Source organism: Nostoc sp. 'Lobaria pulmonaria (5183) cyanobiont', assembly GCF_002949795.1.
Lineage (GTDB): Bacteria > Cyanobacteriota > Cyanobacteriia > Cyanobacteriales > Nostocaceae > Nostoc.
The window spans coordinates 712,928-738,263 of sequence record NZ_CP026692.1 but is presented as its reverse complement, the minus strand read 5'-3'; the positions used below and the strand labels follow the sequence as shown (position 1 = coordinate 738,263).

The window sequence follows — 25,336 nt, the reverse complement described above, 5'->3', positions numbered from 1 at the left end:
TTCCAAACGCCAAATTTGAGGTTCAAAGGTTCAATATTAGCGCTCTTGACTCTAAGCAGAGGAATGCTCTCTAATCAACTGAGGATAAATTTATGCGAACAGTACCAATTCAATTACCAGAAACAGTATTTTCAGCACTTCGTAAAAATCCGGAAGAATTTATTCAAGAAATGCGAATTGCAGCAGCAGTTAAATGGTATGAATTAGGTGAGATTTCACAAGCTAAAGCAGCAGAAATCGCTGGGCTAACTCGTGCTGAATTTATTAATGCGTTATCACGCTACCAAGTAGATTTTATGCAATATACTGCCCAAGAGTTAGCCCAGGAACTGGCAGATGTCGATTAATCGTGTAATTATTAACTCTTCACCTTTGATTGAGTTAGCGGATAGATAAGTAGAAAAGCTATTCCAATAAGAACCAGAGCGATTCGTAAGTAGCGATCGCGCCCATCCATTGTTTTAACCTCCGCGATTTTCCAGTGCAGTCTCTACAAACAAAACTGTCTAATTTTGTGATTGTATTCCCACTAGTAACACTTTCGCTTTGGAGTGTTAGAAATTTTAATGCTCCTCGTGGTTTAAAACTGATTCAACTGTGAGTGCAAGTCGATGCATTCACAATGCAAGTCGATGCATTCACAATGCAAGCCGATGCATTCACAATGCAAGTCGATGTATTCACAATGCAAGTCGATGCATTCACAATGCAAGTCGATGTATTCACAATACAAGCCGATGCATTCACAATGCAAGTCCATGCATTCATAATGCAAGCCAATGCATTCACAATGCTTACCCTTTGTTTAAGCTTACTCGATTTAAAACTTTATTTTACTGATATACTTTTAGTTGCAATTATTACATTAAATGTACACTATACTAGTAGATACATTTATGAGTATCCAACATACAACACGCCGTTTGCGCCCTCAAACCATTAGTCAAGATATTGACTCATTCCACGGTTTGCAAACCGTCAGCACCTACAACACAACTCGTGGTGATGCCTCAGTTGCAACGTTACAGGAAGTTTATCAGACGATGTTGATTTCTCAACAAACTGAAACTGAGAAACTAGCTTTATACTGTGCTGCTGCTGATGCTGCGCGATTAGCAGAGTGGGAATTTCATAATTCTGTATTAGCGATCAAAGAAGTTGTGCGCGGGCAATATGGTTCAGATAGCGTGAAGAAAAAATCAGAACGCAAGCGTCCCACGCGCAAAAAATCCAGATGCGATGGCGTAACCGCCCCCTGGAAGCGATCGCCAGTTAATCAACTTGATTGAGATTGAAAATTAGCGATCGCTAATCGGATGATTGAGCTTTCATCGTTTCGGCGATCGCACAATTCCTTAAAGTTCAACGGCAGCAATTAATCTCTTATGTAATATCTTGCATTTGCTGATTGCTCGGACGCTCCAACTCCATATCTTCCCAAGAAACTGGATCTTCTACAGGTTCCAGGTGAGTTGTAACGTGGGTTGAAGGCAGCACCCGAAGAATAGCAAGCTCAATTGTCTCGCACAAATCATGCCCTTGTTTCACTGTCCAAGATCCAGGCACAAGAACATGAAAGGAAACAAAGCGGCGGGTTCCAGCAGTGCGGGTTCGCAAGGCATGAAACTGGATGTCCTGATGTTTGTACTCGTTAAGAATACTCTTGATTGCGTCAATTTCTTTTTTAGGCAAAGCTGCATCCAGTAACGCACTACTGGTTTCCCGCAGCAAACGAAATCCTGTCCAAGTAATATTTGCTGCTACTATCAGTGCAACAATTGGATCAAGTACGAGAGCGCCTGTTACCTTGACGAGGAAGATTCCAACTACCACACCACCTGAAGTCACCACATCGGTAAACAGGTGGTGAGCATCAGCCCTCAGTGTAATGGAACGCAACCGTCGCCCTGCCCGTAGCAAGATAAAGGCAACAACGCCGTTGATTGCGGTTGCAAATAGGGAGAGTGCCAACCCAAATCCAAGCTGTGTTAATGGTTCTGGATGCAACAAGTGTCCCCAAGCTTCAATAGCAATGCTGATGGCTGCCACTATAATCAACGCACCTTCTGCACCACTGGAGAAGTATTCAGCTTTAGAATGCCCAAAGGCGTGTTCGGTATCGGCTGGTTTATCAGCATAGGTCAATGCCCATAGAGCGACCAATGCAGCTAGAAGATTTACAATTGATTCAATAGCATCTGAAAGCAAACCTACTGACCCGGTTAGCAGGTAAGCGCCAAATTTTAGAGCAATAGTGACGATTGCCGCTGCAATCGACAAGAAAGCGTAGGAGCGGGCTGATCGACTACTCATCTCGGTCACGGATGTAACTACAGTGATTCCGAGCTAAGAGTACCAAATTTTACTTTAGTCGTCATCAATCCTGAGACTTCTACTGATTGGCAAAAGAAACGTATGAACTTCTTGCTCATACTAGATAATGTAGCGATCGCCGATCGGATGATTGAGCTTTCATCGTTTCGGCGATGCCTACGGCTGGCTACGCCTACGCATTTGCACTATTCGGTGTATTAATATCTCTGACTAAGTTCACCCACCCCTACAAACACTAAGGTATCAAGTGGATTAGTATTTGCATTGCCCTGTTATTTAAATGCAGGTCGATGCATTCACAATGCAAGTCGATGCATTCACAATGCAAGTCGATGCATTCACAATGCAAGCCAATGCATTCACAATACAAGCTCATGCATTCACAATACAAGCTGATGCATTCACAATGCTTACCCTTTGTTTAAGCTTGCATAATTAGCAGAGTGGGAATTTCATAATGCTGTGTTAGCGATGAAAGAAGTTGTGCGCGGGCAATATGGCTCAGATAGCGTGAAGAAAAAATCAGAACGCAAGCGTCCCACGCGCAAAAAACCAGATGCGATGGCGTAACCGCCCCCTGGAAGCGATCGCCAGTTAATCAACTTGATTGAGATTGAAAATTAGCGATCGCTAATCGGATGATTGAGCTTTCATCGTTTCGGCGATGCCTACGGCTGGCTACGCCTACGCAATATCTACAGCAGCTTGTCTAATGTAATTGGCAAATCGCGGACGCGCTTACCTGTGGCATGATAGACAGCGTTAGCGATCGCCGCCGCACTTCCAGTAATCCCAATTTCGCCAATTCCCTTGACTCCAAGCGGGTTGATATGTGGATCATGTTCATCAACAAACAACACCTCAATATCAGGAACGTCTGCATTTACTGGCACGTGATACTCAGCTAAATCATGGTTGACAACGTGTCCTCGGTTCGGGTCTGTTACCGTATGTTCCATCAGTGCCATACCGATACCATAGATAATCCCACCAATTAGCTGACTGTTGGCTGTTTTAGCGTTGAGTATGCGTCCCACGCCAAAAGTTCCCACCCAGCGCGTTACTCGCACTTCACCCAAATCAGGTTCAACGCGGACTTCGGCAAACTGCGCTCCAAATGCGTGCATTGAGAACTTCTTTTGTTCGTCTCCCAGCTTGGCATCTGCACGCGCTTCGATCATTTTCATTCCATGCCGTGCCAAGATTGCCTGATATGTTTCGGTTGCGGACGATTTATTTTTTAAGAAAAAGCTGCCATTTTCGGCAATCACATCCTCAGCGTTTGAACTATAAAGCGGCGATTTTTGATCGGCAAGTGCTAGTTCCAAAAGCTGACTACGAGCTTGATTTCCCGCTAAATGCACGGACGAACTGACACTGGCGGCAGTTTGTGAACCACCGGAAACGGGGGTTTCTGGCATCTTAGTATCGCCTAGTTCAAAGCGAACTTTGTCAACTGGTAGACCGAGTGCCTCAGCTGCGACTTGAGTCATTACAGTATAAGTTCCCGTGCCAATATCTTGGGAACCGCTCTGCACAACGGCTGTACCGTCTGCCATAATTCGGGCGATCGCTGATGCTGGAGAACGGTTGGTAGGATAAGTTGCTGTCGCCATACCCCAACCAATCAAATAATTGCCGTCTCGCATCGAACGGGGCTTAGGATTGCGCTTTTGCCAACCAAACTTTTCTGCTCCTAACTTGTAGCACTGTATCAGTGACTTGCTCGACCAAGGCAGTCCTTTACTAGGATCGACATCAGCATGGTTACGCAGACGCAACTCCACCGGATCGATATTCAGCGCATAAGCTAGTTCGTCCATTGCCGATTCTAGGGCGAACGACCCAGAAGCTTCTCCAGGCGCACGCATAAAGGTTGGTGTACCCTCATCGAGCTGAACCAGATGGTGGCTGGTTTCGATATTCGGGCAAGCGTAGAGCATACGGGCGCTTTTACCAACAGGTTCGATAAATTCATCGAAAGTTGAAGTCTGGGAAATGCCAGCGTGTCGCAGAGCGGTTAATTTACCGTCGCGGGTTGCACCTAGAGAAACCTGTTGAATTGTCTCTGGTCGGAAGCCAACAGGCCCATACATCTGTATCCGTCCCAGAACTAATTTCACTGGGCGATTAACCTGCCGTGCTGCCATCGCCGCTAGAGGCACATGCGACCAAGCCGACCCTTTGCAACCGAAGCCACCGCCCACAAAGTAAGACATAACGCGGACTTTCTCTGGCTCAATTCCTAATACCCCTGCAACTTTTTGTTGAGCCGAAAAGATTCCCTGAGTTGCGTCATACAGCAGCAGTTGATCGCCTTGCCAAACTGCTGTTGTGGCATGAGGCTCCATCGGATTGTGATTTTCGATCGGTGTAGTATAGGTTTGCTCGACGCGGACAGCCGCAGTTGCTAATCCCTGGTTAATATTGCCGTGCGCTAAATCAGGCGGTTCTTCTCTGGGGATTTTACCTTTAGGCAAGTATGCTTTAGCGAGATTGTCCCGCATATTGATGGTCGGTTTTTCTTCGTCATAGCGAACTTGCACCAGCGAGGCAGCGTACATGGCTCGTTCAAAGGTATCGGCAACGACGACACCAATGTGTTGACCGCTATACAGCACAACGTTATCTTGCAGGACTTGTAGCTTGCGACCGCCACCCTTTTCTCCAGAAGCTTTAGGCGCGTTGAGGTGGGTAATTACTGCTAATACACCCGGTACTTGTTCCGCCGCCTTTGTATCGATTTTGGCAATCTTCCCTTTAGCGATCGTGCTTTGAATCGTCACACCATAAGTCATTTTTGCTACCGGAAACTCTGCCGAATAGCGTGCGCCACCCGTCACCTTCAGGTGTCCATCGACTCGATTGAGCGGTTTGCCAAGAACTGTATTTGTATCCCCTGTATTCATGCCATTCCTCCCACGGTTGCCAGCGCCTTAACAATTGTGCGTTTAGCCAGTTCCACCTTAAACCCGTTGTATTTTTGAGGTTTAGCTCCAGCGACAGCAGCGTTCGCAGCTGCTTGAAATGTTGCCTCGTTTGCGGGCTTGTTCAAAAGGGCTTTTTCCGCTTCAAAGGCACGCCAGGGCTTTGTTCCTACTCCACCAAGAGCAATGCGTGCAGCGCGAATGATGCCATTTTGAACATCTAATGCAGCCGCAACCGATGTCATTGCAAAGGCATAGGAAGCGCGATCGCGGACTTTTAGATAATGCGATCGCCTAGCAAGGTTTGAAGCAGGTAAATCAACGGCAACGATTAACTCTCCGTGTTGCAAAACTGTCTCTCTTTCTGGTGTATCACCTGGTACGAGATGAAAATCGACGAGCGGAATACTGCGCTCTCCCCTCGGCCCGCGTGTTTGCACAACTGCATCGAGTGCCACCATTGCCACCGCCATATCAGAGGGATGGGTGGCAATACAGCGATCGCTACCGCCAAGAATCGCATGGATGCGGTTATAGCCCTCAATTGCCGCACAACCTGAACCTGGAACGCGCTTATTACAAGGCATCGAAGTGTCGCGAAAGTAATAGCACCGGGTACGTTGCAGCAAATTCCCGCCCACACTTGCCATGTTTCGCAATTGCGGCGATGCTCCAGACAGCAACGCCTCCGACAGCACCGGGTAACGCTCCTGAATCATCGCATTATAAGCAACTTCACTATTGCGTGCCATTGCGCCAATTCGCACGCCGTTACCCTGCATTTCTATCTTGGTTAGGGGTAATGGGTTAATGTCAACTAATTCTCTTGGTGTCTGAACATTCAGCTTCATCAAATCGATTAGGCTAGTACCACCAGCAAGATACGACGCTTCGGCATCTGGAGACACCAATGCCACGGCATTTTCTGCTTGTCCCGCTTTTTTATAATTAAACGGCTGCATCTTTTTTTCCCCCTAAGACATCGCGGACAGCAGCCACGATATTTGGATAAGCACCGCAACGGCAGATATTGCCGCTCATCAGTTCACGAATGTCGGCATCGGACTTAGCGTGTCCCTCGTTCACCAAACCCACTGCCGAACAAATTTGTCCCGGTGTGCAGTAGCCGCACTGAAACGCATCGTGGGCAACAAACGCGGCTTGCATCGGGTGCAGATTGTTTCCTTGCTCCAGCCCTTCAATAGTTGTGATTTTTGCGTCGGTGTGCATAATAGCAAATGTCAAGCAGGAATTAATCCGTTGCCCATCAACCAGCACTGTACAAGCACCACACTGTCCGTGATCGCAACCTTTTTTAGTACCAATTAGTCCTATATATTCCCGAAGTGCATCAAGTAAGGTAACACGCGGTTCAATCTGCAAACTATGTGCTGTTCCGTTCACTTGCAGCCTCACCTTCATAATTTCAGATGTTGAAGTTGCTTGCATTGGAGTAGCTTTTTTGACTTGAGTTTGTGCTACACTTTTCTTTACAAAATTACCGAGCGTAGCCGCTACTGTGCTGACCACCATTAATTGACCCAACTTGCGACGTCTTAGGACAAACCTCATTTGTTGACTCCATTTTATTTTTGTTGAGTGATAATATTGAGTAATTCTTTTGACTTAAATTTCTAATAGAAAACCATACTTCCTTACAAGCATTTTCTTTAAAAAGACATTGTTAATAGAATACAATTTCATCTTGTTATCTCTCTCTCTCAGAAGGTTTATGCCATAAGTATCATCTATAATTATCAAAACAGAATTAAGGCGTCAGTCGTCAGAATAAAGCCATGAATTTGAGTTCGACTAGCAGATGAATAAACAGTGAAACACTACACTAAATATGCTTTATTTAGTCGTCTTAACTTCTTTACAAGAGGCTGCGCCAATGTGATGCAAATGCGAACGAGAGGAACAGTATGTAGACTCGCTACCGTTAAGTAAGTCGGGTGAAAGTAAGTTTCGCGCTGGCTGACATTTTGTGCAATGCTTTCTAAGCTGCAAAGTACAGTATAAAAGGAGAACAAGAATATTGTTCCCCTACGAAGGCTTTTTATTCTATGCCATTGAAAGCGGCTATAAGTTTTTAGCGATCGCCAAATTTAAAATAACTGCAAATCAGTTTTCATCTCGCCCGTGAACTTGAGCCGGTGGACTCGTTGCTTCAACAGCAGTGAATGTTTCTAGAATTTTATAGGTGTGGCTAGCTCCTTTTGGTACTATCCAAGAACTTCCAGGCTCTAATAAAATCATTTGCCCTTCAATATGTAATTCTGCACGGCCATTGATTACATAACCAACAGTTTCATATTCCCGTGCTGTTGGCTCTTTAGGTTCGTTCGGTTGTTCATTTTCCCACAGACGCATGGAAATACTTTTGCCAGATGCAAGATATTTTTGACCAAGTTGGCCTTTAGGGGAATTACTAGAGTCTACTTTACTAACGGTTTTATCAGACATATTTTTGCCTCTTTATAGTTTTAACTTTGGACATTGAGCATTGGCATTAGGAGAGAGGTGACAGGTGATAGAGAATAATCTGTAACCTCTAACTTATTCCCTTCTTCATTCCCACTCATCATTAAGGCTTGAGTACAACTTTGATGCACTTATCTTTCTTGTCCTTAAAAATTTCGTAGCCGTGGGGCGCTTGTTCTAGACGTAAACTGTGCGTGATGATAAATGTTGGATCGATATCACCGTTTTTGATGTGTTCTAGCAAAGGTCTTAAATACTTGTGGACGTGTGTTTGTCCCATTTTCAAGATTAGGCCCTTGTTCATCGCAGCACCCATCGGCACCTTATTTACAAAGCCACCATATACACCTGGAATTGATACGTGACCACCTTTGCGACAAGCCACAATTACTTGCCGTAATGCTCGTCGGACGTGATTTTAAGACGCGATAATTATCGCGTCTTAGTAACTTTTTAAAGCTTTTTCGACAATCTATTTAGTCAAAAACTGAGACTAAAAAGTTGTTAGAAGCTCAGATTCTATTTCTCAGTTATTTTTTAGGATAATTCTGGTAATAACCTTCTTTTTCTCCAGTCACTGGTTCAACTGTTTCTTCAACTTTATTTGTTGCAGACTTAATAAACTCTTTTGTCGCTTCAGGAGGTTTTTCATCCAAGTTTAACTTTTCGCGGATATTATCAACAGCGCTTTTGATTGGATTTTGGGAGTTTTGAGTATTTCCTATTTGGGTATCGTTTCTAATTTCACCTTGCCCATTTGGCACTCCTTGGTAATAAGTGCCCTCTGGAGTCGTAACATCAGCTATTGCTATGTTAGTGTAGCTAAAAGTCTGACCCAGTAAGAACATAAATCCTACGAGGAAAACTACAAGGATTTGGGAAATGCGAATATTTCGCAGCCATGAAATTACTCGATTCATAAAAACCTCAATTCCATTATGTTGGGTGTACAATTCAAAATGCTGAATGACTTTTCACCATTCAGATTGAAGAATAACTTTGATGGAGTTATCCTTTTTTTGTTGAAAAATGTGATCGGCTTCTATACTAGCAGCATCGATGCAAAAATCGGTGCTACAGCCACCAGTCATCTGTTTCAACGCTTCGCCAGGATTAACTTCTTCGTAGTTAATCACTTCTTTTTTGGCAAACTTTTACCCCATTTTCAGGTATTCGGGAAAGCGAGCGCTATCAATCAATCGCTTTTTCGGCACTAATTATGGGCTTGGGCAAAAACTACTTGCGTCCACTTGATTGACCTTCAGTGGTAGCAATTTCACCTGCTTCCATTAGCATCTTGAAGCGGTGCAATTCATCACCAATTTGCTGTTTTGGTTCTTCACCAAAAAGTTTAGCTACAGTAGCTCCCAATGCACCACCTGGTGGGTTATATTCCAAGACAATCTTTACTTCTGTGCCGCGATCGCCTAAAGCTTTTTTAAAGCGCACAAAACCAGAATTATCAACATCTGCACCTTCTACAGATGCCCAAGAAATAAATTCATTTTCTCGGTCTTCAAGAATTTCTGCATCCCATTCCACACTATTATCCAAGGGTGCATTGGCTATCCAATGAGAACGTTTTTCGTTATACACCCTTACAGATTTGAGATGCTTCATGAATGTGGGCAAATTCTCAAAGTTGTGCCAAAAACGATACAATTCTTCTGCCGATTTATTAATTGTTACCGTCTTTTCAATTTTGATGGGTTGGTTTATTCCTATTGCGTCCTGTGCTTGCTGGATTGTGCTTTGTTTAGTTGCACCTTGATAAATCAAACCACCACCAGCCAAAGCTGTTAGCGCTCCCCGCAAAGAACCTTGCTTTAAACCCATCAATACCATAGCACCGCCACCGATCAGAGATGCCCAACGCTCTACTTCACTAGCTTCACCTTGACTAGTAGTAGATTTATCGCCTGATGTCGAAGTCACTTTTTTATCTCTCCATTACATACAATAGATAACTCCAGATAACTCCATAAATTAAATATGCGTTATCCAGAATCCCTGTAGAGACGTAGCACTGTCACGTCTCTACACATTCTTTTTCACTAGATATCTTGTAAAATAACCAAGACGCAAATACTCACAATAAGCTACCCATAGGTTACTTCTGCGTCGTCGGAGTATGCACCTGTGCGATTGGTTACATTTGTATAGCTGCCCCTGTAGTCGGCTTAGGAGGCTGAACCTGAGTGGTTATCCGCGCCCGATACAACTCTACTAATTGCTGTTCGGATTTTGATAAATCCTGGTAAATTCCTTTGAAAATAGCAGTTGCTACTGGGTCGGTGAACATCGCAGACAAATTACCAATGTCGCCAATACCCGTTTGCACATCTCCCAACGCGGAACGTAACTGATATATGTCATCACTTCCTGTCAAGGCAGTTTTTAGCTTGGCATACTGATTGGCAATATTTGACCCTAAAGAGGGTTTCTCACCCAAATGCTGTAGATAGGTTTCCAGTTTTTCGATGTGACGTTGTTTATTAGCAATGATTTTTTGAAAAAGCGATTTAATTTCGCTATCTGATGCTTTTTCAAAGTACTTCTCAAATGCTTCGAGTGAATAACGTTCACCAGTAAGAGCAGTATTTAAACCTTTGCTAATATCACCCTTAGTTGAACCACCCCAAGCATCAGCTAGTTTCCACCATTCAGCAGTTGTGTCTTTTTCATTTGGCAATGCAGCATCTTTGCCACCATAGCCCAAATGGTTCAAAATAGCTGTGGTGAAAATTGCCAAGTCTCCAGGTTCGCGAGATGTAATCAAATTCCCGTCAACTACCAACGGCTCATCTAAATAACTTGCGCCGGCGTTAGTTATATCCTTGGCAATAGCACTAAACCCAGTGGTTTGTTTACCTTTAAGCAAGTCGCCTTCAATCAAAACTTGTGGTCCGTGACAAACGGCAGCGACTAATTTTCCTTGTTGGATAGCCTCTTGTACGAAACGTACTGTGTTGGGGTTGCGTCGCATTTTGTCGGGAGCCATACCACCGGGAATCACTACTGCATCAAATTCAGCTGCGATCGCTTCTGTTGTGGTACCATCAGCTTCTATACTAACTTTGCCGAGTTTACCCTTATATTTTTCATTCATTCGGGAACCAAGGACTACTACCTCCATTCCTGCTTGTTTGAATCCATTATATGGAACTGTAAATTCTGCATCCTCTACTGCTTGCTCAATGAGGATAGCAACTTTCTTCTTACCTGGGTGATTGTTATGTTCAGTCATAAAATGGTGTTACGTTTTTATTTCTCTAGTCTTTAACTAGTTACAACAATATTTATCAATGAAGACAGTTAAATGGGCAGACTTTCTACTGAATAAACAATTTTGAATTACTTATCCTCATTATCTACCTCCGTTACTCAGATAATTTTTGAGTATTCGATTGTTTAGCATTTAGGCAATTATAAATATGAATAATAAGTGAAAATGCTAAACTTAAAACTTGATGATTTACCTATTTTTGTCTAGCAAAAAACAGTTATGAGTTAGAAGTTCGCTAAGGAATAATTTCGGTTGAATAATTTCTATCTCATAACTTCAACTACAAGTTCCTTGACCATGAATTCATAGCTACAATCTTATGGCGCGATCGCTAGTTTAGCGTCGTTCTCAGGGGATAGATTATTTTATCAGCTATACACCTCTAGTTAGACAAATTGGTGACAAAAAAACGTTATTGTAAGAATGCAGAAAAGGGCTAGTATCATGGCAGAAAAAAATCATAATGACAAAAAGAAAAGTAATGATTTGCCACAAGAGATTACCGAATCCTACGGTACTGGGGTGAAAGACTTGCCGGGATACAATATTGGCGGACGCTCTATGCAGGACGAAAGGGACGAGTATACAGAAACTAGTCCGAAACTGACTGGTGGAGATGTCGATGCTTATTGGCAAGATGCAGATGCAGTTGGGGATGAAGCTGTTGGTGGTAGTACTTCCACTCCCGACCAAAATGTAACTGAAGATTTAGAAGCAGCAGTAGGGCTAGAAATGGCTGATTCTGAGTTTCTGCATACCAACGATATTTTAGAGGATCGTGATGGCGATCGCTGGGAGTTAGATCCAAAGTCTTCTGAAGACTATCAAGACCGATGAGAATAATTACCAATGACAAGAAGCAACCAAATTAGCCACTATCTCAACTAGTTCTTCTGGAGCGACCGGTTTAGATATATGAGTGTCAAAACCAGCTTCCAAGGCACGGATACGAGCCTCACTATCAGCAAAGGCTGTTAAAGCAATAGCCGGGACTCGTCCAGAATTATTTGGTTTAAGCGCACGGAATTTGGAGATGAAAGTGTAACCATCCTCCCCAGGCAACCCAATATCACTAATTAAAACATCAGGTTGTAATTCGGACAATACATTACGTGCATCTGCTGGTGATATCACTGCTATAACTGTTGCTCCATCCATTTCCAAGACAGTAGTGATAAAAAAGCGAGTATCATCATCATCCTCAACTACCAAAATATTTAAACCAGTAAGAGTTCCAGAAGTTTGCATAATAAATGACATTTTATTTATCCTTACTTGCTATATTCGTAATTCGTAATTAAGAGAGTACAGAGCAAGCACTGATTACAACTACAAATTACGTTAGCGAGTCCGCAAGCGTCATTATCAATTACGAATTATTATGACTTTTACACCCATTAGAGCTTCTTTTAGAGCAGATTTTAGATTTACAAAAGTAGATTGATATGCTCGGAGTGGTGATGAGATACCGAAGCAGGCTCTTTTAACAAGAAATGATTTAACACATTAATTTCAAACATATAGCTTGATGGTTACTACTGCTTCATCTATTTTCCTACTGGAAGACCACTTCGCACAAATGAAATTCAAGCATCGTTAGAAAGTCTTCATTTATCTCGATTTTCAGTATAATTCAGGAGTCAGGAATCAGAATTTAGAATGAATTCTGTACGACTGGCGCATGGCGTAGCGTAAAGCTTTCTGTACGAGAGGCTTGTCTGCGACACGCTACGCAAATGCCAACAGCATAGCAACTCTTAGAGCGAGTCTGCGATAGCGCAGTGGTAGCGATGCGTACTCTTACAGAGAACAAAGTTATGCTCTATAAGCAGATGATAATTTGGGAAACGGCTTACCAAGAATTGCTTAAACATCAGTGGGAAATTGATTCAGACTCAATCTTGGGCTAAAGCATACAAGCAAATAAATGTTTTGAATTTAGCAGCGACAAAGAAATATTGCTAGAAACGGTGTGTCACTGTAATTTTTAAAAGTGCTGGAATATATCAGTAATTGATTAGCGATCGCTGAACCAAGTTGTCGTAGGCTTCGCTACTCATTCACTCTAAAGTATGGAGGGGATTCAAAAAGGTAAAATTATAAAGAATCGTTACAACATAATCATGTCAGCTATCCAAACAACTGTGGTTCTTGCCATGACGGCCGACGGAAAAATTAGTGCCGTAGATCCGAAAGCGCCTCGTGAACCCAATGTAGTCGATCAAGCACACTTGGAGTATCAAGCTTCCCTTGCTGATTTAATCCTGGTAGGAGCAGGAACGATTCGGGCTGAGGGGGAAACCTTTACAATTCGCGATCCCGAACTGTTAGCAGCGCGTCAGGTTCGGGGTCAGTCTCCTCAGCCGATTACTTGTGTTGTTTCAGGTTCGCTTAACCTATCGCCGGACTTGCCTTTTTTGAGCCAGGAAGTTGAGCGATGGATATTTACCACACGGGCTGGTTTGCAGCGCAGTTCTGATACAACAACTTTGCAAAAACTGGCTGAATTAATTGATTTAGGAGATACAGACCTAAATTGGGATCGGGCCTACACCTTGATGGCAGAGCGGGGTATTCACAAAGTCGTTGCTTTGGGAGGTGGCTCTTTAACAGCTGCTCTAGTTCAGGCAGGGCGAATTGACGATTGGTGGTTGACCATTTGGCCGGTCATTTATGGAGGAAAACACGCCCCTAGCCCAGTGGAGGGAGAGGGTTTTCTTCCCAATGCTGCTCCTCATCTCCAACTCATAGAAACTCGTCAGGTTGGAAGTGATTTGTTTTTACATTACCGCCCAGTCAAGTGAAAATGCGCTGCCAGAATTCAGCACTACGATCCTTGATACAAAAAAGCAGGGGAGCAGGGAGCAGGAGAGCAGGGGTGCTTTCGCCCACAAATCCACTCAATTTGTACCTTTTTCTCTGTCCCTTACCTCCTGCCTGTCATCAACCAGGGGGCCAATCCAACTGCCGTCCTCCTAAAATATGCAAATGTAAATGATCGACTGTTTGACCGCCGTCATCACCAGCATTGATGACAACTCGATAACCATTTTTTAGTCCAGCTTCTTGGGCAACACGTTTAGCAGTTAATAAAAGATGCCCCAACAGAGCATGATCCTCAGATTCAGTGTCAGCTAGTGTAGCAATGGTTTTTTTGGGAATGATCAGGATGTGAACGGGCGCTTGGGGATGGATATCTTTAAATGCCAGGGCTAAATTATCCTCATAAACAATATCAGCGGGAATTTCCCGACTAATGATTTTGCTGAAAATCGTTTCTGTACTTTCACTCATGCCAATCTACCTACTAATCTGCTAGAGATTTTATATTAAGTCCGCCTAATTACTTATCATTGAAAAAATTTGATTGTGCGGGTATATCCCAATTTACTGTTCGGTTAGGTTTTTTCAGGTAAAAACTATGAAAAAACCTGCCAATCTTTTAAAAAGACTAGCAGGTATGGCTTATCATCAATCGGAGCGGCGGGATTCGAACCCACGACCTCCACTACCCCAAAGTGGCGCGCTACCAAGCTGCGCTACGCCCCGGTCAGAATTCCTATCATATAGCAAAACTGTAGGATAATCAAGAGGCTATTTTAAAAAACCTTAAGCATCCCACTAGCTTGCAGTAAATCTGGAACAGTAGAAGCATTCCATTTACCTTCTACACATCGCCCTGTATTCAATATGAAACGCAGACTGTAATCATGAGGATAGCCTTCCACTTCCATCCATAATAAATCGCTTTCGGCTTCACAAGTAATTTTTTCCTCTTCCATCAATTCAGTTGCGAGTTGCTTCATGGTGTCTGCTAGCTGTGCTAGTAGACGACAAAAATCATTTAACTCGGCTTCGGTTAACTCAATTGCCCAATCATCTGTTCCGACTAAACCTTTAAACTCAGGTGTGTCGGGGTTCCAGCCAATACGCCAACCCGATCCGGTTTTGACAACGCGTTCCATAGTTTAGTTTTTTAAACGCAGAGGTGTAACGCAGAGGGGCGCAAAGGAAAATTTATCATTTTAGTAGTTCGGCACCTCCTCGTTGCGGTGGCTGTGGGCTACTTGATGTAGTCGGACTAGGTGCGGTATTGGGGTTAGGGGCTAGGGTATTTTGGGAAGTAGGATTAAATATATTGACTAAGACTTGTACTAGGGCATCTCGTTGGCTGCGGGTGAGACTCTTGATGGCTTTGCGATCGCCTTCGATCGGATTTTCCCGTAGTGCATCATTTCCTGGATAGGTAGTATCATACATAATTTCATTTGCACCCAGGTAATCAGCTAAAGTCAGCTTCCAATCTAAGCGATAAATGGGGGCCCGCCCTTTGGTATAAATGTGATATCTAATTAGGCGATTTGCTAAGGTATTGTTTTCGGCAACTTTCCCATTTTCTTTGCTGATATACTTATTTTCTCGTGGGAAATCTGGCAATTGCTGATAAACTAGCTGCCAAACATCGCTAGGAGTGATTCTCTGGGCATAAACAGGTTGGATACTAAATAAATTTCTATGTATTGATTTATCCGCCCCTGAACCTAAAACAATTACACCCATTACCATTAAGGTAAGCAGTAGTAACGAGTGCTGAGTTCTGAGTTTTGATAAAATTGATTGAAACAAAAATTTTTTCTTTTTCATAGAACAATATTTTGGGCGTTGCTGAGTGAAAATATGAATTTGACTTATTCATCACTCAGCACTCAGCACTAAATCTTATAGTTCACCGATAATTTCTGGTTGAGTCAATTCATCGGACATTTCGATTATTGCCCTTAGCACTGGCTTCATCATCGCATCTTCGTTACTTTCAAAGTCTTCGTAACGCCGACGTTTAGCACGATTTGCCACCTGAACCGTAATGCGGTAACGATTTGAGGCTGCACTAATCAGCTCCTCAGCACGGTGCATAATCTGAGATTGAGTTGTCTCGAACTTAGAACGCTTTAGCATAATCAGTGGTTCTTGGGGTCATTCTCCAGTGTAACAGTACTAAATCAGTCTACTGCTGTCTGTTTAATCGCCAGCAACCTCTCTATTGATAGAGGTTAAGATATTTTAGTCACTTTATAAGTAACTTGTAGTATTAAATAACGCACCCTCATGGCTGACCTTGTGGAAACTGCGATCGCAGCGGGTAATTTCAATACCCTAATAAAGGCTGCTAAAGCTGTAAATTTCATCGAAACTTTGAAAAGCCCTGGTTCTTTCACGCTCTTTGCACCAACTGACGAAGCTTTTGCTAATCTGCCAGAGGGAACTTTAGACTCGCTACTACAAGATATCCCCAAGCTCCAGAAAATTGTGGCGTATCATATCGCTAGTGGGGATGTTAGGTCTGATGATTTGGTACAGATTAACGAGGCACAGACGCTTGAAGGTTCAATTGTCGCCATTGAATCTGCTAACGGTAAATTTAAGGTGAATAACGCCAATGTCCTGAAAACAGATATTTTAACAGACAATGGCGTGATCCATATCATTGATGCGGTGTTGATGCCTGCAATGGTGGCAGGAAAGTAATTTATGGGATGTGGGGCATGGGGCATTGCTTATTCTCTTTATCCCTTTCATCCCCCTTTTCTCCCACTCCCTACTCGCTACCCCCCACTCCCAGAATGCAGCCACTGCGTGCGGGAACAGTCAATGACAACTGTTGAGTTTCTCCTTTACTATTCCACTCAACTTCAGCATTACCATATAAAAGCTTGTTGGGTTGAGTACGCAAAGTAGCGATATCTGCATTCGCTGTTGCCGAACTTGTGCCAGCGTTGATGGTAATTATTAATTCCTCTGTCCCTAAAGTTCGCGCAAAGATATAAAGTTGTCCTTGAGCATGGAGAACCTGGTAATCACCTGTACGCAAGGCTGGGTAAGTGTGGCGGAGGGCAATTAATTGACGATGAGTATTGAAAATTTCTCGCTCCCACTTGGCTTCTAAAGGAAAGCCACGCCGTGAGTCGGGATCTATTGCACCAGGTAAACCAACTTCATCACCATAGTAGATGCTGGGGGCACCGGGAAAGGTAAGTAGTAGTAAAGTTGATAATTCTATGCTGGCTACATCACCGCCTGCAATGGTCATCAATCGGGCTGTATCGTGACTTGCTAACAAATTGAGTTGAGTTAGCTGAATTTCCCAAGGGTAAAGTTGCAGTACTTCCTGAATTTTGGTGGCATACTCAGCAGCAAATAAGGGTGGGTAGGGTTGATAATCGCGGCTTTGGACTTGTTCTAAGACTACGCGATCGCCTGCTGCAAAGGCAATTGTCGGCCCAGCAAATAGATAATTCATCACGCCGTCAAATTGCGTCCCATCTAGCCACTCACGTGAATCTCCCCACACTTCGCCCACAATGTAAGCTTCGGGATTGACTGCCTTAACGCGATCGCGAAATTCCTGCCAAAAACCAGGAGTTTTAATTTCAAATGGTACATCCAATCGCCAACCATCAATGCCGAATTTAATCCAATATTCGGCAATTTCCATAATGTATTCTCGCACTTCTGGATTGTCGTGGTTAAATTCTGGTAAGGCACGATTTCCCACCCAACCCCCGTAGTTAGCAGGGAATTCACCATTGTATGGTGCCAAGGGCCAGCCTTCTATTTTGAACCAATTTACCCAAGGCGAATGGGGGCCATTTTCTAAAACGTCGTGGAAAAAGAAAAAACCACGACTGGAATGGTTAAACACCCCATCCAGAACGACTTTGATATTTCGTTGATGGGCTGCATCGAGTAATTCCTTAAAAGCTTCGTTGCCCCCTAACATCGGGTCAACTTGATAATAATCGTGGGTATGATAACGATGATTGCTAGCGGATTGAAAAATGGGTGTGAAGTAAATCGCGTTAATCCCTAAATTCTGGATGTAGTCTAAATCCTCCATAATGCCCCATAAATCGCCGCCTTTATAGCCTTGGAGGGTTGGCATAGAGTCCCAATCTTCCCAACGGGCTTCCTGCAATAACCGTTTGCGCGGCTGTTTGCTTCTGGCAAAACGATCTGGGAAGATTTGGTAGAAAACAGCGTGCTTCACCCAGTCTGGTGTTTGAATTTGCATGAATAACTTTTTGTATGTTTAGAAGCGATCGTTGCAAATATTAGCTTCTTTATGGCTCTTACTTATGATAGAGAATCTGTCATTTCTCAGTATTCATTAGTGATTTAGCCTTTTTCATGCTGTTTTATACGCAAATGTTATCAGTCTTAACTATTTTGACTACAATTTGTTTTAGTTTTTAACAGGTCAACTAGATAGACTCGTCACTGATTGCATTCTGACTCTTGAATTCTTCTTTAAGAAATTTATCTATTACTTAATTATTCTTAATTTTATTTTCCTCACTTTGTCCGTAATGATTTAGGCAGACAATGGATTAGTTTAATAGCTGCATAAAAATTGCCTGTTATCTCAGATTTCGGGAATTCTTAGATGCAACCGATCAAAGATGTCTCCTGAACCACAGAAAATCACTATGATGAATACTTAATTCAAGAATATGAGTTATGAATTAGCAATTGTCTTAGGAATAACTTACCACTTTCTAAGCTTATTTGATGTTATCTAAGAAAAAATAGATAACTATAGTCGCATCAAATAATCAAGGCAAAAAAACTACATAGACTACATTAATGTGAGAGCGACTTATCCTACTAAAATCACTACTTTGTTGACAGCAAATAAATTGAATTTGAGGTAAAAATGAGGCACGAAAAACTTTCTCCCGGACTACTTTTGGCATTTCAAGACTATCAAAATGAAGGAGATAAAGCTTTAATTACACACAAGCGATCGCTTGGCATCATTGCCCACAAAAGCCCAGTCAAGCCTAGCAAGAGCGTCGTTTTTATCTACTGCGACCCTGATGCAGACTTAAGTTACCTATCACAATATAATATAGAAGTCAATCAAAACTCTGGAAGTGTGCGGACAGCTTTTTTACCGATAGAGAGTTTAGATGTCTTATCTGAAGAAGATGTGATTCACCGAATTAAGCCATCACGCAAACTTCATTTGAGGATGGATACTGCAATGGAAACAGTCAAACTGCCGGAGTTCCAAAACAAAACCGGATTGACTGGCAAAGGAGTAATCATCGGCATTATAGATAGTGGCATTGATCCGAAACACCCCGCTTTTGCTGGACGAATTTTACACATTTGGGATCAAACACTGCCAGGGCCAGGAGTGACGGAGGGCGGCTATGGGGCTGAATTTGCGGGAGCGCAACTGACAATTTCTCAGGATACTGGCGGTCATGGTACTCACGTTGCAGGAATTGCCGCCGGTGCCGATACTAACTATAGCGGTGTCGCACCAGAAGCGGAATTAGTCGTCGTCAGGTCAGATTTACAGGATGCCCACATTGCTGATGGTGTGCGTTACATTTTCCGAGTTGCTAGAGAGTTGGGACGCGCAGCCGTGGTAAATCTCAGCTTGGGTGGACACGCTGATGCCCATGATGGTAGTGATTCCCTATCTAAAGTCATCGACGCGGAAACTGGCCCAGGAAGAATAGTTTGCTGTGCTGCGGGTAACGAAGGAAACGCTAACATTCATGGACAAGCGACAATACCCAGTGGACGCACTCGTGGTATGCGCTTTAATGTTCCTTTGAATCAAATAGGCATAGTTTGGTTAAACGCTTGGTATTCCAAAGACAGTGAGTTGGAAGTGTCTGTGCGAAGTCCTAACGGTTTTGTCACCCCCTTTCAAAAAATAATTACTGATGGTAATGCTGCACAAGATTACCAGTTACCAGATGCACGGGTACAATTAGCGACACCAGGGCCAGATCAATCCAACGGCGACCATAATTTCTTTGTGCAAATCCGGGGTATTGACCCCTCGCCAGTTATGGGAGGTGTTTGGCAGTTGCGAGTCCGCAACGCTTCTTCAACTGACACATGTTTGAATGTATGGACACTAGATGATAGTTCATCAGTATTTTTCACAGGTAAAAGTGTGAAAGATGCGCTCAAAATTGGTTCGCCAGGAGCTGCCAGCAGTGCAATTACAGTTGCCGCCTATACTACTAAAGCCAAATACACAGATATTGATAACCAAGTGCGAGAAATGGGCTTAGAATTACATACTATTTCGGAATTCAGTAGTGAAGGGCCTCTACGCAATAATGCACACAAGCCTGATGTAGCAGCACCAGGAGCAATGATTGTTTCCACCCTTTCCGCCGATGCCAGTTTTGACCGCTCATCGATGATTAATTCCAAGTTTGTGGTAATGGCGGGTACGAGTATGGCGACACCTTTCGTCACTGGGTTAGTGGCACTACTGTTGCAGCGCGATCCTAAACTCGATCCGGCTGCTGTGAAAGACTTGCTACGTAAAAATAGTACAATTCCTAGAAAACCTGCAGGCACATTTGATGACAAATGGGGTTATGGAGTGATTAACGCTTTAAATCTGTAATTAGATTGAGAAAGATAGATTTATTTCTGCACAACGGTAGGGGATAAAAACCTATAACTTTGATAAATTTGGGTAGGCAGTAATTGCCTACCCTTTTTACCAAGGAATTGCTGATGAATTATCAGAAGTTAGATGCCGCTCTTGCTACAGCGCTGAATGATGTTCAAAATTCAGAAGAACCGAATTTGGGGGTTTTCATCCATACTCAACCAATCTTAGATTCTGCCGCAACTGCTGTTTTAGAAAGTTTAGGCGTTAGTGGTGTTACCAGTGACAAAGATATTTTCACAGCAACACTGTCCCTAAATGCTATTTCTCAGTTGTCAGAGCAATCTTGGGTAAAGTATTTGAAGCGATCGCAGCAATTGCGTTTGGTTAATAGGAGAATAAATATAGGGAAGTTGGGTGTTTAATGGGCATTGCCTAACCCTACACTGTGCAGATAATTTTTTGCAGTTACTGTGAATCAGGTTTTTGTTTTTCTGTAAACTTACACTTCACCTCAATTTGCAGATTACTTTCAGCTGAACCTTCGGTAATGTAAGGAATGCCTGCTTTACCACCCAACTTAATGCCAAATGTAAGTTTTACCTCTTCAATCTCAGCAGTATTAAAGTCTTTAAAAGCACTAAGAGCATAGATAGTATAAGAGCGAATCATTTGGCGAGCTTGTTGCATCCGAGCGATCGCATCTGTTCGCACATCCTTGTATTCTATGCCATCGTCGTCCTCTTCAATTTCCTCGGTTATTTCGGTGGCTGTGACGTTAATCTCAATCTGCTCAATCTCCCCGTCTGCTTGGAAAAATAGTTGCTGTACTTCTGACATGAGCTACCTCGATTAAGTTTTGTAACCTATCTGAATAAATTTCAGCTTACTTGCAGAAAAGTAACAGATGGTATTGTTTCTAGTAACACAGCCATTGATTGTGTCTGTCAAGATTATCCCGCATTTACCAACCCAAGGTGTGTTAAATGGCACGATATGCGCTTGTTATTGGCATCGCCGAGTATCTCAGCCCTTCATTACCACGTTTGTCGAAGACTACAAATGATGCTGAAGCGATCGCACAACTCCTAGAGCAATATGGTGATTTCCAGTCTGTGCAAAGACTACCACAGCGCTGGAATAAAGATAAAAACGGCTATGAAATGGGAGCGCAAAAAGTTACTGGCGCTCAACTTGGGCAAGATTTGAGAACTTTTTTACTAGAGCAAGCTACTAATAATGAAGCGTTGATTTATTTTAGCGGACATGGTTTTACCATTTCCGACAATTTGGGACAACAAAAGGGATATTTGGCAAGTTCCGATTGTCAAATTGAATTTAAGGATAACGAAAATGTTGAACAAAAATATGGTATTCCCCTGAATAGCCTTAACGACTTAATTCGAGATTCGCAATTGAGTAGTTTAGTGATGCTACTCGATTGCTGTCATAGCGGCTATTTCTTAGAAAGACAATTAATAGAAAGAACTCTTAACGCTTTCAGTTCGCAAAAGGATTATTACTTAATTACAGCTTGTCGGGGCTTTGAACGTGCTGGAGTAATTAAAACTGAAGAATACAGCATTTTCACAGGTGCAGTTGTTAAGGGATTGGCGGCTGAAAATGCAGGTAATAGTAGGCGAATTAGTGGCGATCGCTTGTTTGATTTTGTCAGCAACGAGCTTAAAGGTTCCGTACAGGAGCCGATTCGCATGGGTTGGGGACGTTCGATTACTTTAGTAACTTATCCCCAATTAGATATTCCCACAGGAGAAAAAATTGCTTTCAATCAGGAAAATCCTTATCGAGGACTTTATGCTTTTGAATCAGAGCAAGCGCAATATTTTTGTGGACGAGATGAAGCGGTTCGCACATTAATTTCACGTTTAGCAGAGAGTCGATTTTTGGCTGTAATTGGCTATTCAGGTAGTGGTAAATCTTCCTTAGTAAAAGCGGGTTTGTTACCGCAACTGAAAGGCGATCGCCTTCCTGGAAGCAGTGAATGGGCGATCGCATCTTTTACACCAGGAGAACATCCATTAGGTAAATTAGTTAACATTTTAGCTCGACAACTACAGCAAAATCAGCCACATCTATTATTTATCGATCAATTTGAAGAAATATTTACCCTGTGTCAAGACGATGAGGAACGCAAAGCTTTTATCCGCTTAATAGCACAGGAAGTAAAAAAGGCTGAGGTAGAAACGCGGATAATTTTGACAATTCGCGGTGATTTCTTAAATCGTTGTGCTGACTATCGAGAAATTATTACTCTCATTAATAATATTCCTCCCACATCATTCATCATCACACCGATGTCTTTTGCTGAGTTAGAAGAAGCGATAGAAAAACCAGCAAAATTACATGGCGTAATATTTGAGCGTGGTTTAGTTTCACAAATTTCCGCCGATGTAGTCAACCGTCCTGGTGTATTACCCATACTGCAATATGCGCTTAAAGAGTTGTGGCGAGTTTGCATTGAAGAACCTGATTCGCCAGAACCGCTTTTAACTCGCAAAGGCTATGAAGAAATTGGTGGAGTTAAAGGAGCTTTAGACAAACGAGCGACAATTTTGTATGAAAGTTTAACAACTATAGATCAAGCCTTTGCGCGTTGCTTGTTTATGGAATTGGTGCAGTTAGGTGAAGCTGGAGAAGTGACGCGGCGGCGTGCTAGCTGGGATAGATTAGAAGTAGTTGCAGATTCTTCACAACAACTGCAAAGGGTTGTAGGATTACTGGCAGGTTCTCAACAAAGGTTAATTATCACCGATCAAAATACTGTAGAAGTTGCTCATGAAGCACTTTTATCTGAGTGGAAATTATTAAATACTTGGATTACTGAAAATCTGGAGAATATTCGTCTGAGTCGTTCTTTAGAGGAAGATTGCCAAGAATGGGTACAAAGATTTAATAAATCGGATGATGCACTGTTGACTGGTGCAAACTTGGCTGTATTGTCTGAGTGGGTGAATAAGACTCAGCCAAGACTTACGCCATTAGAATCAGAATTTTTACATAAGAGTTTGGAAAGACGCGATCGCCAAAATCAGGCAGAATTAGAGCAAGCAAAAAAACTCCAACGAGAAGCAGAAGCCAAAGCCAAAGCTGAATCACAGAGAACTAGATTTGCGATCGCTTCTGCAATACTTGTAGCTGTATGTGGGGGATTAGGATCGTTTGCATGGCAACTTAGCACTAAGAATAGCCTGAAGGATAAGATCGCTTCTGGAGCATTAATTGCATCGCCTGAGCTCCTTTTGCAAACAGGGAATCAGCTTGATGCGATGATAGCAAGTGTACAAGTACTCAAGCAATTTCAAGATTTAGGTATAGACAATGCTGACGCACTTAATCGACTTAAATTAGTGATAGATAAAGTGCAAGAACACAATCGTTTAGAGGGACATACAGATTCTGTTACCAGTGTAAGTGTTAGTCCTACAGAAAACCTTATTGTTTCTGGAAGTAAAGATAAAACTGTGAAACTTTGGAGGTTTGATGGCACTCTGGTTAAAACTATGACACATGATGCTGCTGTCTATAGTGTAAATTTTAGTCCTGATGGTCAGTATATAGTCTCTGGTGGTGATGATAAAAAAGTTAAGCTCTGGAAGAAAGATGGTACTTTCCTTGATTCGGTTACAGAAGATCAAAATATCTATTTTGTCAATTTCAGTCCTGATAATAAAATAATTTCTACTACGGTAGATGGGACTGTAAAATTATGGAAATATAACTCATCCAAAATTATACAAAAGCCTTATAAAACTATACTAGAAAATGGCAAAAACAAAGTTTGGAGCGCAGAATTTAGTAATAATAATATTGGTGAAAATATTGTCACTGCTGCCGATGATGGAAACATTAGAATATTCACCAAAGATGGCACTCTTGTTGCTACTTTACCAGCACATATTGCAACAGCAACTTATGCAGCTTTTGGTCTGAATAACGATACTATCATTTCCTCTAGCTACGATGATACAGTTAAAATGTGGCAAGAAAAAAACAACAAACAATGGTCAGAGATAAAAAGAGTGAAGGCTAACAATCCCTACAAGGTTACATTTAGCCCAAACTATAAAATTATTGCTGCTACTAGTATTGATGGAAATATCCAACTATGGAAAGATGCTCAACTCACTCAACAATATTTTATAGGAAGACACCTAGATAAAATAAATGATTTGAGCTTTAGCAAAGATAGTAAATGGATTGTCACTGCTAGTCGTGACCAAACTCTAAGGATATGGAGCTTAGATTCCCAGCCTCAAGATACATCACAAGCAAACACTGCTAGTTTATTAAAAAAAGGCTGTAGTTGGCTATCGGAATATTTAAATAATAATGATAAGGCACACCAAAAATATGTTAATGTTCGTCAGATTTGTGAAATGCCAAAAACTAGAAAAATTTAATACGAGTAACATCCATAAATTCAGTGTATAATAATCATAATTATAAGGATCTCAAGTATGGAAAACTTAGAAGCTAATTCCGATAATTCCGAATCCACCCAGCCTCTAAATGAGGAGTCTGGAGGAAATGGAACCAATTCCGAACAACCAAGAGGAAAACATGAACCTGGCAACGTTGGAAACCCAGCCCCAGCCAAGGACAACCAAACTGAACCAATTCATGGACCTAATAAACCTATAAAAACTGAGTGACAACCATCCAACAGCAGATTAATAGTCGCCTGATGATCTAAGCTCGACTTTATCCAAAATTAAGAACTCGGTTTTCTTTATCCGGCAAAAACCTTGGCTTTTCGGCAAATACTTTTTCCACGTCACTGATTATCGATGAAGTTAAAAAAGTAAAACTACCCTACCACAGAGGTTTAAGCTTAGGCAATCACGTTGCGAAAAAAAT

General features: G+C 42.4%; 25 protein-coding genes, 1 tRNA gene and 1 pseudogene. 9 read left to right on the top strand and 18 right to left on the bottom strand.

The genetic code is table 11. The features are described from left to right. The first annotated feature begins 92 nt into the window (after positions 1 to 92). Both NLP_RS03090 and NLP_RS03080 read left to right on the top strand, forming a co-directional pair. Entirely contained in the window at positions 93 to 347 is a 255-nt protein-coding gene (locus tag NLP_RS03090) for a UPF0175 family protein (protein WP_104905100.1), read from the top strand. A gap of 549 nt (positions 348 to 896) precedes the next feature. After that, a complete protein-coding gene (locus NLP_RS03080; protein WP_104905098.1) occupies positions 897 to 1,289 on the top strand; it encodes a hypothetical protein in 393 nt (130 codons plus the stop codon). Between the two features lie 94 nt (positions 1,290 to 1,383). Here NLP_RS03080 and NLP_RS03075 read toward each other — a convergent pair whose 3' ends face one another. From NLP_RS03075 to NLP_RS03035, 10 genes and pseudogenes are all read right to left on the bottom strand, one after another. After that, entirely contained in the window at positions 1,384 to 2,313 is a 930-nt protein-coding gene (locus NLP_RS03075) for a cation diffusion facilitator family transporter (RefSeq protein WP_104905097.1), read from the bottom strand. A 716-nt stretch (positions 2,314 to 3,029) separates the two neighbouring features. Continuing rightward, complete coding sequence (locus NLP_RS03070) at positions 3,030 to 5,243, bottom strand: xanthine dehydrogenase family protein molybdopterin-binding subunit (protein WP_104905096.1); 2,214 nt, start codon at positions 5,241 to 5,243, stop codon at positions 3,030 to 3,032. Continuing rightward, complete coding sequence (locus NLP_RS03065) at positions 5,240 to 6,223, bottom strand: FAD binding domain-containing protein (RefSeq protein ID WP_104905095.1); 984 nt, start codon at positions 6,221 to 6,223, stop codon at positions 5,240 to 5,242. Before NLP_RS03065 ends, NLP_RS03070 begins: the two co-directional genes overlap by 4 nt. Continuing rightward, positions 6,210 to 6,833: a (2Fe-2S)-binding protein gene (locus NLP_RS03060; RefSeq protein WP_104905094.1), complete on the bottom strand. Its 624-nt coding sequence runs from the start codon at positions 6,831 to 6,833 to the stop codon at positions 6,210 to 6,212. The genes NLP_RS03065 and NLP_RS03060 overlap by 14 nt, the downstream gene beginning before the upstream one ends. Before the next feature lie 552 nt (positions 6,834 to 7,385). After that, positions 7,386 to 7,727 carry a cupin domain-containing protein gene (locus NLP_RS03055; RefSeq protein WP_104905093.1) on the bottom strand — a complete coding sequence of 114 codons (342 nt, stop codon included), beginning with the start codon at positions 7,725 to 7,727 and terminating at the stop codon, positions 7,386 to 7,388. Positions 7,728 to 7,848: 121 nt separating this feature from the next. Continuing rightward, positions 7,849 to 8,148: pseudogene (locus NLP_RS03050) on the bottom strand (glutathione-dependent formaldehyde dehydrogenase); the annotation flags it as partial. A gap of 127 nt (positions 8,149 to 8,275) precedes the next feature. After that, complete coding sequence (locus tag NLP_RS03045; RefSeq protein ID WP_104905092.1) at positions 8,276 to 8,665, bottom strand: hypothetical protein; 390 nt, start codon at positions 8,663 to 8,665, stop codon at positions 8,276 to 8,278. A 54-nt stretch (positions 8,666 to 8,719) separates the two neighbouring features. Beyond that, positions 8,720 to 8,881, bottom strand: a complete 162-nt coding sequence (locus NLP_RS32720; RefSeq protein WP_158680263.1) for a hypothetical protein — start codon at positions 8,879 to 8,881, stop codon at positions 8,720 to 8,722. Between the two features lie 100 nt (positions 8,882 to 8,981). Then, positions 8,982 to 9,680, bottom strand: coding sequence for an SRPBCC family protein (locus tag NLP_RS03040; protein WP_104905091.1), 699 nt, complete (start codon positions 9,678 to 9,680; stop codon positions 8,982 to 8,984). A 214-nt stretch (positions 9,681 to 9,894) separates the two neighbouring features. Further along, the gene (locus NLP_RS03035; RefSeq protein WP_104905090.1) at positions 9,895 to 10,992 is read right to left on the bottom strand and encodes a DJ-1/PfpI/YhbO family deglycase/protease; all 1,098 of its coding nucleotides are present in this window, start codon (positions 10,990 to 10,992) and stop codon (positions 9,895 to 9,897) included. Between the two features lie 483 nt (positions 10,993 to 11,475). On the opposite strand from NLP_RS03035, the gene NLP_RS03030 reads away from it, so the two are divergent. Continuing rightward, positions 11,476 to 11,868, top strand: a complete 393-nt coding sequence (locus tag NLP_RS03030) for a DUF6335 family protein (RefSeq protein WP_104905089.1) — start codon at positions 11,476 to 11,478, stop codon at positions 11,866 to 11,868. Between the two features lie 6 nt (positions 11,869 to 11,874). Here the strand turns inward: NLP_RS03030 and NLP_RS03025 are convergent, their stop codons facing one another. Continuing rightward, positions 11,875 to 12,279, bottom strand: a complete 405-nt coding sequence (locus NLP_RS03025) for a response regulator (RefSeq protein WP_104905088.1) — start codon at positions 12,277 to 12,279, stop codon at positions 11,875 to 11,877. An 875-nt stretch (positions 12,280 to 13,154) separates the two neighbouring features. Between NLP_RS03025 and NLP_RS03015 the strand changes: the two genes are divergently transcribed. Further along, a complete protein-coding gene (locus NLP_RS03015) occupies positions 13,155 to 13,835 on the top strand; it encodes a RibD family protein (RefSeq protein ID WP_104905087.1) in 681 nt (226 codons plus the stop codon). A gap of 139 nt (positions 13,836 to 13,974) precedes the next feature. On the opposite strand, the gene NLP_RS03010 is transcribed toward NLP_RS03015, so the two are convergent. The 5 genes from NLP_RS03010 to NLP_RS02990 all read right to left on the bottom strand — a co-directional run bounded on the left by NLP_RS03010 (position 13,975) and on the right by NLP_RS02990 (position 15,987). Next, on the bottom strand, positions 13,975 to 14,325 hold the full coding sequence (locus NLP_RS03010) for a histidine triad nucleotide-binding protein (protein ID WP_104905086.1): 351 nt from the start codon (positions 14,323 to 14,325) through the stop codon (positions 13,975 to 13,977). Positions 14,326 to 14,506: 181 nt separating this feature from the next. Then, a tRNA-Pro gene (locus NLP_RS03005) sits at positions 14,507 to 14,580 on the bottom strand. A gap of 50 nt (positions 14,581 to 14,630) precedes the next feature. Continuing rightward, positions 14,631 to 14,996 carry a DUF1818 family protein gene (locus tag NLP_RS03000; RefSeq protein WP_104905085.1) on the bottom strand — a complete coding sequence of 122 codons (366 nt, stop codon included), beginning with the start codon at positions 14,994 to 14,996 and terminating at the stop codon, positions 14,631 to 14,633. Positions 14,997 to 15,051: 55 nt separating this feature from the next. Beyond that, on the bottom strand, positions 15,052 to 15,675 hold the full coding sequence (locus NLP_RS02995; protein WP_199784746.1) for a hypothetical protein: 624 nt from the start codon (positions 15,673 to 15,675) through the stop codon (positions 15,052 to 15,054). A 75-nt stretch (positions 15,676 to 15,750) separates the two neighbouring features. After that, positions 15,751 to 15,987 carry a DNA-directed RNA polymerase subunit omega gene (locus NLP_RS02990; protein ID WP_104905084.1) on the bottom strand — a complete coding sequence of 79 codons (237 nt, stop codon included), beginning with the start codon at positions 15,985 to 15,987 and terminating at the stop codon, positions 15,751 to 15,753. A gap of 150 nt (positions 15,988 to 16,137) precedes the next feature. Between NLP_RS02990 and NLP_RS02985 the strand changes: the two genes are divergently transcribed. Continuing rightward, complete coding sequence (locus NLP_RS02985; RefSeq protein WP_104905083.1) at positions 16,138 to 16,557, top strand: fasciclin domain-containing protein; 420 nt, start codon at positions 16,138 to 16,140, stop codon at positions 16,555 to 16,557. Between the two features lie 70 nt (positions 16,558 to 16,627). On the opposite strand, the gene NLP_RS02980 is transcribed toward NLP_RS02985, so the two are convergent. Continuing rightward, the gene (locus NLP_RS02980; protein ID WP_104905082.1) at positions 16,628 to 18,100 is read right to left on the bottom strand and encodes a glycoside hydrolase family 13 protein; all 1,473 of its coding nucleotides are present in this window, start codon (positions 18,098 to 18,100) and stop codon (positions 16,628 to 16,630) included. Between the two features lie 642 nt (positions 18,101 to 18,742). Between NLP_RS02980 and NLP_RS02975 the strand changes: the two genes are divergently transcribed. Both NLP_RS02975 and NLP_RS02970 read left to right on the top strand, forming a co-directional pair. Beyond that, the gene (locus NLP_RS02975; RefSeq protein ID WP_104905081.1) at positions 18,743 to 20,470 is read left to right on the top strand and encodes a S8 family peptidase; all 1,728 of its coding nucleotides are present in this window, start codon (positions 18,743 to 18,745) and stop codon (positions 20,468 to 20,470) included. 113 nt (positions 20,471 to 20,583) lie between these two features. Beyond that, positions 20,584 to 20,883 carry a hypothetical protein gene (locus NLP_RS02970; protein ID WP_104905080.1) on the top strand — a complete coding sequence of 100 codons (300 nt, stop codon included), beginning with the start codon at positions 20,584 to 20,586 and terminating at the stop codon, positions 20,881 to 20,883. A 43-nt stretch (positions 20,884 to 20,926) separates the two neighbouring features. Here the strand turns inward: NLP_RS02970 and NLP_RS02965 are convergent, their stop codons facing one another. Next, positions 20,927 to 21,298, bottom strand: coding sequence for a CU044_2847 family protein (locus NLP_RS02965; protein WP_104905079.1), 372 nt, complete (start codon positions 21,296 to 21,298; stop codon positions 20,927 to 20,929). Between the two features lie 146 nt (positions 21,299 to 21,444). Between NLP_RS02965 and NLP_RS02960 the strand changes: the two genes are divergently transcribed. Beyond that, on the top strand, positions 21,445 to 24,879 hold the full coding sequence (locus tag NLP_RS02960; protein ID WP_104905078.1) for an nSTAND1 domain-containing NTPase: 3,435 nt from the start codon (positions 21,445 to 21,447) through the stop codon (positions 24,877 to 24,879). A 57-nt stretch (positions 24,880 to 24,936) separates the two neighbouring features. After that, on the top strand, positions 24,937 to 25,131 hold the full coding sequence (locus tag NLP_RS02955) for a hypothetical protein (RefSeq protein WP_104905077.1): 195 nt from the start codon (positions 24,937 to 24,939) through the stop codon (positions 25,129 to 25,131). Positions 25,132 to 25,336 lie beyond the last annotated feature (205 nt).

Coding starts and splice junctions, on each gene's coding strand:
- NLP_RS03090 (WP_104905100.1), top strand. CDS start 93: ATGCGAACAGTACCAATTCAATTACCAGAAACAGTATTTTCAGCACTT.
- NLP_RS03080 (WP_104905098.1), top strand. CDS start 897: ATGAGTATCCAACATACAACACGCCGTTTGCGCCCTCAAACCATTAGT.
- NLP_RS03075 (WP_104905097.1), bottom strand. CDS start 2,313: ATGAGTAGTCGATCAGCCCGCTCCTACGCTTTCTTGTCGATTGCAGCG.
- NLP_RS03070 (WP_104905096.1), bottom strand. CDS start 5,243: ATGAATACAGGGGATACAAATACAGTTCTTGGCAAACCGCTCAATCGA.
- NLP_RS03065 (WP_104905095.1), bottom strand. CDS start 6,223: ATGCAGCCGTTTAATTATAAAAAAGCGGGACAAGCAGAAAATGCCGTG.
- NLP_RS03060 (WP_104905094.1), bottom strand. CDS start 6,833: ATGAGGTTTGTCCTAAGACGTCGCAAGTTGGGTCAATTAATGGTGGTC.
- NLP_RS03055 (WP_104905093.1), bottom strand. CDS start 7,727: ATGTCTGATAAAACCGTTAGTAAAGTAGACTCTAGTAATTCCCCTAAA.
- NLP_RS03045 (WP_104905092.1), bottom strand. CDS start 8,665: ATGAATCGAGTAATTTCATGGCTGCGAAATATTCGCATTTCCCAAATC.
- NLP_RS03035 (WP_104905090.1), bottom strand. CDS start 10,992: ATGACTGAACATAACAATCACCCAGGTAAGAAGAAAGTTGCTATCCTC.
- NLP_RS03030 (WP_104905089.1), top strand. CDS start 11,476: ATGGCAGAAAAAAATCATAATGACAAAAAGAAAAGTAATGATTTGCCA.
- NLP_RS03025 (WP_104905088.1), bottom strand. CDS start 12,279: ATGCAAACTTCTGGAACTCTTACTGGTTTAAATATTTTGGTAGTTGAG.
- NLP_RS03015 (WP_104905087.1), top strand. CDS start 13,155: ATGTCAGCTATCCAAACAACTGTGGTTCTTGCCATGACGGCCGACGGA.
- NLP_RS03010 (WP_104905086.1), bottom strand. CDS start 14,325: ATGAGTGAAAGTACAGAAACGATTTTCAGCAAAATCATTAGTCGGGAA.
- NLP_RS03000 (WP_104905085.1), bottom strand. CDS start 14,996: ATGGAACGCGTTGTCAAAACCGGATCGGGTTGGCGTATTGGCTGGAAC.
- NLP_RS02995 (WP_199784746.1), bottom strand. CDS start 15,675: ATGAAAAAGAAAAAATTTTTGTTTCAATCAATTTTATCAAAACTCAGA.
- NLP_RS02990 (WP_104905084.1), bottom strand. CDS start 15,987: ATGCTAAAGCGTTCTAAGTTCGAGACAACTCAATCTCAGATTATGCAC.
- NLP_RS02985 (WP_104905083.1), top strand. CDS start 16,138: ATGGCTGACCTTGTGGAAACTGCGATCGCAGCGGGTAATTTCAATACC.
- NLP_RS02980 (WP_104905082.1), bottom strand. CDS start 18,100: ATGCAAATTCAAACACCAGACTGGGTGAAGCACGCTGTTTTCTACCAA.
- NLP_RS02975 (WP_104905081.1), top strand. CDS start 18,743: ATGAGGCACGAAAAACTTTCTCCCGGACTACTTTTGGCATTTCAAGAC.
- NLP_RS02970 (WP_104905080.1), top strand. CDS start 20,584: ATGAATTATCAGAAGTTAGATGCCGCTCTTGCTACAGCGCTGAATGAT.
- NLP_RS02965 (WP_104905079.1), bottom strand. CDS start 21,298: ATGTCAGAAGTACAGCAACTATTTTTCCAAGCAGACGGGGAGATTGAG.
- NLP_RS02960 (WP_104905078.1), top strand. CDS start 21,445: ATGGCACGATATGCGCTTGTTATTGGCATCGCCGAGTATCTCAGCCCT.
- NLP_RS02955 (WP_104905077.1), top strand. CDS start 24,937: ATGGAAAACTTAGAAGCTAATTCCGATAATTCCGAATCCACCCAGCCT.